We start from the raw sequence: 4987 nt of genomic DNA on the forward strand, positions 1-4987 counted from the left end.
GCCTATCATCGCCTTGAGGAAGAGATCGACTGGACCGAACTGGCCGCGTCGCCACCCGGCCGGTTCCAGCCGCTGAATACTTGAGGCATCGCACGCCGTTTTCCGGCGCACGGAAGATACCGAAGTGCTTCGGGATCGGTGCATGATCCCGGTCAGGGGCAAGGCTGGTCCAAGCCACGTCCATTCTCCTGCACATTGCAACCGCGGCATCGAACCGCTACTGCCAACACGAAATTGAGCCGGATAAGCAATGAAGCTGGTCAGCTACAACATCCAGTACGGGTTCGGCAGCGACGGGCGCTACGATCTTTCGCGCGCCGCGCGCATCGTTGCCGGCGCCGACGTCATTGCACTGCAGGAAGTCGAGCGTCACTGGCAACGCAGCAATTTCGACGATCAGCCGGAACTGCTTTCCAGCCTGCTGCCCGACTATCACTGGGTCTATGGCCCGGCCTTCGACATGGACGCCAGCGAGCGGCATGACGGCCGCCTGGTCAACCGGCGCCGCCAGTTCGGCACCATGGTGCTGTCGAAACTGCCGATCGTCTGGTCGCGGCTGCATGCGCTGCCGATGCGCCGCACGCAGCGGCCGCTCAACACCCGCAATGCAGCACTCGAATGCATGATCCGCACGCCGGCAGGGCCGGTGCGGGTGTTGTCGCTGCATCTCGCCCATATCGCGGCCGAGGAGCGGCTGGAGCAGATCGACTATCTCCTGGCCGAGCATCGCCGGGCACCGTCCGACGGCGGGCCGTGGAGCGGCGTCGACGACGAGCCCACGCGCAACTGGACCAGCGGCGAAGCGGAGCCGGAAAACCCGCTGGCGGCGATCTGGATGGGCGATTTCAACATGGAGCCGGGCAGCGCCGAATATCGCCGCATCGTCGGCAGCACGCCCTACCATCCGGGTGCCGCCTATCTCAGCGGTTTCGTCGATGCCGCCGCTGTTGCCGGGGAGCCGGTTCCGGACTTCCACACCCATGTGAAGAACATCGACGGCAGACTGGCAAAGCGCCGGCTCGACCATTGCTTCGTCGGCGGCATGTTCGCCGGGCGGGTGCGTTCGATCTGTGCCGATATCGACGAGGTTGCGTCGGATCATTTTCCGTTGCGGGTCGACATCGACCTGGAAACGCCCGGCATTGCCACATGACGCTTTTCGTTTTTTTTGCAGTGCTTGCCGCCGCTGCCATGCACGCGATCTGGAATGCGCTGGTCAAGGTTCATCTCGACCGCTTCCTGTCGATCACGCTGATGACGCTCGGCATGGGCGCGGCGGCACTCGTGGTGCTGCCCTTCGTCGAAGTGCCGAAGGCGGAGGTGTGGCCCTACATCATCGCCTCCGTCATTTTCCACATGGGCTACCGCACCTTCCTGATCGGCGCCTACAAGGCGGGCGATTTCGCCCAGACCTATCCGCTGGCGCGGGGCACCGCACCTCTGCTCTCGGCCTTTGGCGGCATGTTCGTCGTTGCCGAGATTCCCGGCCCGTTCGCCATGCTCGGCATCTTCCTGTTGTCGGCCGGCACGCTGGTGATGTCGTTTCGTGGCGGCGCACATCTGGAAAAACTCAATCTGCGCGCGGTTGGCTTCGCACTGGGCACTTCCATCTTCATTGCCAGTTACACGCTGTCCGACGGCAGCGGCGCACGGCTGGCGGCAACCGCGCAGAGCTATGCAGCCTGGCTGTTCATCTGCGATGCTTTTGGCGCCTTGGTGCTGTGCCTCATCTTCCGCGGGCCGAAGGCGCTGCCGGTGTTGGCGCGCGACTGGAAGGCAGGACTGTTCACGGGCGTGCTCAGCGGCGCCGCCTACTGGATCGTCATGTGGGCGATGACCAAGGCGCCGATCGCCTCCGTGGCCTCGCTGCGCGAAACCTCGATTCTGTTTGCCATGATGATCTCGGTCTTCGCTCTCGGCGAAAAAATGACCGGCTGGCGCGGTGCCGCCGCGCTCAGCATCGTCGCCGGCGTCGTTGCGCTCAGGCTCGGCTGATTTCGACCCTAATTGAGTACGGTCATCAACTGGCCACGTCGTTCCGGACTGAAACGGATGACGACGATGATGCAGATGGCGACCACGCCTGCGAACAGCGCCAGGGCATAGCCATAGCTGCCTCCGGCGCTTTCCGCGATTCCTGCCTGATAGGGGCCGCCATAGGACGCGGCGAGATTGCCCGCCTGATAGATAAAGCCGGGCAAGGTCGCCCGCACCGCCCCGGGCGAAAGCTCGTTGAGGTGCACGGGGATGACGCCCCAGGCGCCCTGGACCGCGACCTGCATGACGAAGGCGCCGATGGCGAGCATGAACGGCGTGGTCGAGTAGGCCCATAGCGGGATCGACGGCAAGGCGATCAGGCAGGCCAGCGTGATGGCGTTGACGCGGCCGATCTTTTCGGACAGCGCGCCGAATGCCAGGCCGCCGACGATGGCGCCGATATTGGCGACGATGGTGATCCAGCTCACCGTATGCGGATCGAAGCCGTGCTGCTTCTTCAGGAAGGTCGGGTAGAGGTCCTGCGTGCCATGACTAAAGAAATTGAAGAACATCATCAGCACGACGGCATAGAGCGCGACACCCCAGTGTTTCTGCAGGGTTTCCCACATGCCCGGTCGAGCCGTCTTCTGCGCTTCGACGAAGGCCGGCGATTCCGGCACATGCGAGCGGATGAAGAGCACAATCAGCGCCGGCACGAAGCTGAGCAGGAACATGGCGCGCCAGCCGATCGTGTAGCCGCCGATCGTCTGCTGATAGAGCAGGCCATAGACCACCGCCGCCAGCAGATAGCCGGCCGGATAGCCGCATTGCAGGATGCCGGAGACCATGCCGCGTGCGCTCGGCGGAATGGATTCCATGGCCAGCGAACTGCCAAGCCCCCATTCGCCGCCCATGGCGATGCCGAACAGCGCACGCAGGGCGAGGAAGATGCCGAGATTGGGCGAGAAGGCGGCCAGCGCGCCGATCACCGAATAGCTCACGATGTTGAGCATGAGGATCGGCTTGCGCCCGTATTTGTCGGCAAGCATGCCGAAGAAGAACGCGCCGATGAAGCGTGTGGCCAAGGTCAGGAACAGCGCCTTGGAGACCGCGGGCACGTCGGCGTGGAATTCGGTCGCGATATCGGTGAGCAGGAATGTCAGAAGGAAGAAATCGAAAGCATCGAGCGTCCAGCCCAGGAACGAGGCGAGGACGGTCTTCTTCTGCTGCGAATTAAGGGGCAAATCTTCCTCCTCCACCATCATCGATGTGAGGAATTATCAGCCAGTTCAGGGAAGACCGGTGGTCACTTTTTCGCGCGGCTCATTTGATCGAACGCCCGCTGAGGTGCGATGAGGAGCGACCGGCGCCATCTGTCGATGAACTCGATCGTGGCTTGATGGTGAGTCTAGATTTCGAGATCAAACACCATCAGCCCGTCCGTGCCGCCTTCCAGGGCAGCGACCAGGCGTGCGCCGGCGCGCTGGTGCGCTTCATGCGCAAGATAGGCATCGCGCGCGGCAGCATCGCGGAAGTCGATGGTGAAGCCATGGGTGAAGCCGCGTGCGAACGGCTCCGGGCTGACATTGGCGCTGAATTTTACGGCGTCCATGCCGTCGATAACCTGTCGCAGCGCTTCGAGATCGGCATGGATCGCCGTGCGTTCGGCGGCGTCGACATCATTGCGAAATCTAGCGAAAACACAGTGCCTGATCATGTCTTGCTCCTCAGCGGCTAAGCAGCCCGGTTTCCGGAAAACACCGCCGGCGGCAGCGGCTCGCGGCCGAGGACCAGATCGGCTCCTTTTTCACCGACCATTATTGTCGGCGCATTGGTGTTGGATGAAGGCACGCGCGGCATCACCGAGGCATCGCAAACGCGCAGGCCCTCGATGCCGCGCAACCGCAGATCCGGTGTCACCACGGCCATGTCGTCATGGCCCATGCGGCAGGTGCCAACCGGGTGATGGTCGGTTTTGGAGGTGCGGCAGGCATAGTCGAACAGCTCGTCGTCGCTGGCGAGCGACGGCCCGGGCAGCACTTCGCGCAGCACGTAAGGGGCAAGCGCCTTCTGCCGCATGATCTGGCGCGCCAGTCGCAGCCCCTTGATCGACATGGCGCGGTCATAGGGATCGGACCAGTAGTTCGGATCGATCAGCGGGTGGTCGGCCGGGTCGGCACTCTTCAGCCGCACCGTGCCGCGTGAGCGCGGCCGCAGGAAGGCCGAGTTCAGGGTGACACCTGGATTGTTCAGCTTCTCGACGCCGGCCTCGATGCCGGATCCCAAGCCGAGATGGAACTGAATGTCGGGCGAGGCGGCGGTCGGGTCGGCGTACCAGAAGCCGCCGGTCTCGAACAGGCTGGAGGCCACCGGGCCTTTCTTCAGCAGCAGATATTGCAGACCGGCCCAGGCCGTGCGGTGCAGCTTGGCGTAGTTGTCATAGGTGTGATCGCCGGTGCATTCGGCGATGACGAACAAATCGAGATGGTCCTGCATGTTGGAGCCGACGCCGGGCAGGTCATGCACCGGCGTGACGCCGACCGACTTCAGATGGTCTGCGGGGCCGATCCCCGACTGCATCAGGAGTTTCGGCGAGCCGATGGCGCCGGACGAGACGATCACCTCGCGTTCGGCGCGCAGGATTTTCTTCTCGCCGCCCGGCCTGTCGACCACCTCGACGCCGATAGCGCGACCGTTCTCGACGACGATGCGCGTCACCAGCACATCGGTTCGGAGGGTCAGGTTCTTGCGGCTGCGGATCGGCTTCAAATAAGCGACCGAGGCGGAGGAGCGTCGGGCATCCTTCTGGGTCAGCTGGTAGTAGCCGACGCCTTCCTGGGCAGCGCCGTTGAAGTCCGGGTTGAAGGGGATGCCCATCTCCTGGCCGGCACGGAAATAGGCCTCGCAGATAGGTAGCGGCGCAATCGGGTTGGACACGCCGAGCGGGCCCTGGTCGCCATGAAAGTCGTTGGCGTAGCGCTGGTTGTTTTCGGCGCGCTTGAAATAGGGC

General features: G+C 63.5%; 5 protein-coding genes. 2 read left to right on the forward strand and 3 right to left on the reverse strand.

The genetic code is table 11. The annotated features are described in order from the left end of the window. Positions 1-250: 250 nt before the first annotated feature. Positions 251-1153 (forward strand): endonuclease/exonuclease/phosphatase family protein, encoded by a 903-nt coding sequence (locus EN991_RS22980; RefSeq protein WP_127369604.1) that lies wholly within the window; start codon positions 251-253, stop codon positions 1151-1153. Further along, the gene (locus tag EN991_RS22985) at positions 1150-1995 is read left to right on the forward strand and encodes an EamA family transporter (protein ID WP_013529691.1); all 846 of its coding nucleotides are present in this window, start codon (positions 1150-1152) and stop codon (positions 1993-1995) included. Before EN991_RS22980 ends, EN991_RS22985 begins: the two co-directional genes overlap by 4 nt. Positions 1996-2003: 8 nt before the next feature. Here the strand turns inward: EN991_RS22985 and EN991_RS22990 are convergent, their stop codons facing one another. The 3 genes from EN991_RS22990 to EN991_RS23000 all read right to left on the reverse strand — a co-directional run. After that, positions 2004-3221: an MFS transporter gene (locus EN991_RS22990; protein WP_024502755.1), complete on the reverse strand. Its 1218-nt coding sequence runs from the start codon at positions 3219-3221 to the stop codon at positions 2004-2006. A 164-nt stretch (positions 3222-3385) separates the two neighbouring features. After that, entirely contained in the window at positions 3386-3694 is a 309-nt protein-coding gene (locus EN991_RS22995; RefSeq protein ID WP_127369605.1) for a Dabb family protein, read from the reverse strand. A 17-nt stretch (positions 3695-3711) separates the two neighbouring features. Beyond that, the coding region (locus EN991_RS23000) for a GMC oxidoreductase (RefSeq protein WP_127369606.1) at positions 3712-4987 on the reverse strand (1276 nt) is incomplete at its 5' end.

The sequence above is a fragment of the Mesorhizobium sp. M7A.F.Ca.US.005.03.2.1 genome (assembly GCF_003997795.1).
GTDB classification, from domain to species: Bacteria; Pseudomonadota; Alphaproteobacteria; order Rhizobiales; family Rhizobiaceae; genus Mesorhizobium; species Mesorhizobium ciceri.

What these genes read in the sequence shown, in the direction of transcription:
- EN991_RS22980 (WP_127369604.1), top strand. Translation starts at nt 251, where the DNA reads ATGAAGCTGGTCAGCTACAACATCCAGTACGGGTTCGGCAGCGACGGG.
- EN991_RS22985 (WP_013529691.1), top strand. Translation starts at nt 1,150, where the DNA reads ATGACGCTTTTCGTTTTTTTTGCAGTGCTTGCCGCCGCTGCCATGCAC.
- EN991_RS22995 (WP_127369605.1), bottom strand. Translation starts at nt 3,694, where the DNA reads ATGATCAGGCACTGTGTTTTCGCTAGATTTCGCAATGATGTCGACGCC.